The sequence below is a fragment of the Candidatus Omnitrophota bacterium genome (genome assembly GCA_013791745.1).
GTDB lineage: Bacteria > CG03 > CG03 > CG03 > CG03 > CG03.
In genome coordinates, this window is record VMTH01000110.1 from 1 (window position 1) to 3541 (window position 3541).

General features: G+C 42.0%; 5 protein-coding genes. 4 read left to right on the plus strand and 1 reads right to left on the minus strand.

The annotated features are described in order from the left end of the window. Positions 1–126: 126 nt before the first annotated feature. Positions 127–327 carry a hypothetical protein gene (locus tag FP827_05110; GenBank protein MBA3052452.1) on the minus strand — a complete coding sequence of 67 codons (201 nt, stop codon included), beginning with the start codon at positions 325–327 and terminating at the stop codon, positions 127–129. 346 nt (positions 328–673) lie between these two features. On the opposite strand from FP827_05110, the gene FP827_05115 reads away from it, so the two are divergent. The 4 genes from FP827_05115 to FP827_05130 all read left to right on the plus strand — a co-directional run. Then, positions 674–1842 (plus strand): IS3 family transposase gene (locus FP827_05115; protein ID MBA3052453.1). Its coding sequence is split into 2 segments (ribosomal slippage): positions 674–950 and positions 950–1842, totalling 1170 coding nucleotides; the frame shifts between segments, so codons are not numbered across the junction. A 97-nt stretch (positions 1843–1939) separates the two neighbouring features. Further along, positions 1940–2311 (plus strand): hypothetical protein, encoded by a 372-nt coding sequence (locus tag FP827_05120; protein ID MBA3052454.1) that lies wholly within the window; start codon positions 1940–1942, stop codon positions 2309–2311. 178 nt (positions 2312–2489) lie between these two features. Next, positions 2490–2690 (plus strand): hypothetical protein, encoded by a 201-nt coding sequence (locus FP827_05125; GenBank protein ID MBA3052455.1) that lies wholly within the window; start codon positions 2490–2492, stop codon positions 2688–2690. Between the two features lie 383 nt (positions 2691–3073). Next, the coding region (locus tag FP827_05130) for a histidine--tRNA ligase (protein ID MBA3052456.1) at positions 3074–3541 on the plus strand (468 nt) is incomplete at its 3' end.

Below are 3541 nucleotides of genomic sequence, written 5' to 3' on the forward strand. Positions count from 1 at the left end.
AGTGAAAACGGTATGCCCATACAATAGCCTGCGAATTTTGTCCGGACTCTTCCATAGTAAGATAGAGCCCGCTACCGTCGTGAGAATTCCTAATAGCACTCCTGTAACTAGCAAACTAAACATAATTTACTCCCATTTTCTCGTCTCTTGATTTATTTGCTCGCCGTATTCCTTCAACTTCTTACTAGCTTTCTCAACAACTTTGCTCAGATGCAGGGCGGCAATTCCGACCTTTGCCAATACTGCCTTCGCATTCTTCTTTACTTCAGCTTTAATTTCCCCGACATTATCGGGAACTGTCAGATGAATTTTAATCTCCTTAGCCATGTGTTTCCTCCTATCCGTTATCTCGGATTGCTTCGACAACATCTTCCTGACTGCTCGTTACAAAACCGTCCGGCATCACAAACAGCGCCTTCCCTTCTTCAACTTTCGTCTCAACATTTTCGTAATTCATTTTTCCCTCCATAAATAAAAAAAACCGGAAACAGGACATCGCCTGAATCCGGTTACTGCTTCCGACTGCTTGTTTATCTCACTGCTACAATTCCCTCCTTCTGCATCGCATTGCTAATCAATTTAAATCTAACGGGTATAATACTCCCCATAATTTGAGCCAGGTAATAAGATAGAAAATTTGTATAATTCATCCTGCGAAAGACAGGAGGTATTGATGAGTAGAATGCGTAAAAATTTCAGTAAAGAGTTTAAGGCAAAAGTGGCATTGGAAGCGGTGAAGGGATTAAAAACGTCGGCAGAGATCAGCAGCGAGTATTCAGTCCATCCGACCCAAATTGCGCAATGGAAAAAAGAGCTGTGCGAAGGATTGCCGGGTCTGTTTAACGGGCGAAAAAGCCCGCAGGAGAAAGACAAAGATCGCCTGATAGAAGAATTGTACAAACAGATCGGGCAGACGCAGGTAGAAAATGCCTGGCTTAAAAAAAAACTGCCATTTTAGAAATCAATGAACGGAAACAGATGCTGAATGAAGATGACAGAGAATTAAGTATGAGAAAACAGTGCTTATTACTGAGTATCTCCCGGTCAGGGCTGTATTATCAGAAACGACCGGAGAAGTCATATAACATCAAGCTGATGAATCTGATAGACGAAGAATTTACCCGGCATCCGTATATGGGGGTAGAATCAATGACAGAGTATTTACGTCGTGATAAAAGGAAACATTGCGGCCCGAAGAGAGTGCGGAGGCTGATGAGGCAAATGGGTCTAATGCCGATATACCCGAAACACAATACAAGCATACCGAATCACGAGCATAAGGTTTATCCGTATTTACTGAGAGAAGTAACGGTAGACCATCCAAATCAGGTATGGGCGACTGATATAACCTATATACGATTGCGGCACGGATTTGCGTATTTGGTAGCGATAATGGATTGGCATAGCCGCAGCGTATTGAGTTGGCGTCTGAGCAATACACTGGATAGCAGTTTCTGTTGTGAAGCTCTGGACGAGGCGCTGAGGTTATACGGCGCGCCGGAGATATTCAACAGCGATCAGGGCTGTCAATTTACTTGCGAAGCCTTTATCAGCCGACTGAAAGCAAAACAGATTTCGATCAGTATGGACGGTAGGGGGCGGGCGTTTGATAACATCTTTGTGGAGAGGTTATGGCGGACGGTGAAATATCAGGACATCTACATCAAGGGATATGAGACAATGCAGGAAGCGCAGGTTGGATTGGCAGAATATTTCCCGTATTACAACCGTGGCCGCCGCCATAAATCTTTGGAACACCTGCGGCCGTGGGATGTGTATACAGGGGTCACTTGCGATAGTGCGAATTGTGGATGCCAAATGGTCGCAGCGGGAGCTTGTTAAATGGAAAAATTGTTGGAAGGAGGCGGGGTTGAATGGTACAATGGTTATATCTTATTTTTTAAAAAAATGGTCTTGACAATGGGGAGTACTTTATCCGATGACTTATATTTTCTACAACGGAAGGAATCAAATTGAAGCAAAATCATCTCACGTCAAATATCAAGATGCTTACGTATTCCCAGATGGGAAAGGTGTATTAATTATATCACAAACTCGAGGTTATGAAGGCAAAGGAAATATTGAAAATATTAATATGAAATATCAACATCTTAATGGATACATAAAAGATTTAAAAGGAAATCAAATATATTGGACTGGTGAAGATAGTTTTGCAATCGTTAGAATGCCTAGACACTATGATAATAATAAAGATGTAAAATTATATCACTATAAAAAATCTCAATTTGAAAAAGAAGAAGCCATTGATTTCGCTATATTTAAAAAGCGTAATTATAAACTCGCAGAATAGATAAATCTACAGTAATAATTTTACCTTCAAAAAGTTAACATTCGTGTAAAGAGAGAAACTTTTCCTGTTATTTGGTATAATCTAACGTGAATAATGAAAAAATGAGGAAGGGGCTTTATTAAGCAGAATGAGATAAGAATGCAAAGCATTCTTATGAATTGACCAGGAGGTTATTGTTATGGCTATTGTTGAGTATGAAGAATTTAAGGGAAATAAGATGATTGTTTTGAAAAACGATGAGAACGACCGCTTTCCCTTCAAATTCGGTTTGGGAAAAGGGAAAAAAATAGTTGAGAATTTTGAAGCTATCAAAACGTGGGTTGAAAAGATGGAAGGTCAAAAAAAGGCAGAAAAAGAGAATCAGGCTCCTGCTGAATAACAGTTTTATTATAAAAGAAAGACTGGGGACATTCGCCCCCAGTCTGTAAGAAGGTCCATGGGTTGACTCCGCCCAGGCGGATGCAACATTTCGGGACTTATTCAAAAGTGCATCTTTCTGTTCAAAACCGCAGAAATAATTTCATTCTCAAAAAGCTATCTTTCGTGCAGGAGGGGAGTCAGTGGAAATACCGGAAATCCCGGCAGTTTTCAATAACACCTGGAATCCCGGGATCATTGACTATGAAAATACAGATACCATGCCTGTATAACTGAATTGATGTATCGGGTGTTGCGCGGACGCGTTATATGTCAAATGTCAAGACCTGACCCCATTCATGAAAGTTTGCTTACAGAGTGAACATTTCATATAATCACGATGCTATGAAATTATATAATGCGCCCAGAGGAACAAGGGATATTGTCGGCGAGGAAGCCGGAAGATTTTCCCGCGTTTTGCGGATTTTTGAAGAAATCGCGCGGCTTTACGGCTATGGCAGCATCAACACGCCTCTTTTTGAAGATACCGCACTTTTTGAACGGACCATCGGCGGAGGCAGTGACATTGTCGAAAAGCAGATGTACACATTTTTAGATAAAGCCGGCCGCTCCTTAACTCTGCGCCCCGAAGGTACGGCGGGAGTTGTCAGGGCGGCTCTCGGCGGCGGGCTCCTGCGGCCCTTACCCAGACGGCTTTATTATTCGGGGGCGATGTTCCGTTATGAAAAACCGCAAAAAGACCGTAAGCGGCAGTTTTTTCAGATGGGCGCGGAATACTTCGGGGATAAAACTTCTTTTGCCGATGTTGAAGTTATTTCTTTATGCGCGATGGCGCTTAAAAAACTCGGACTG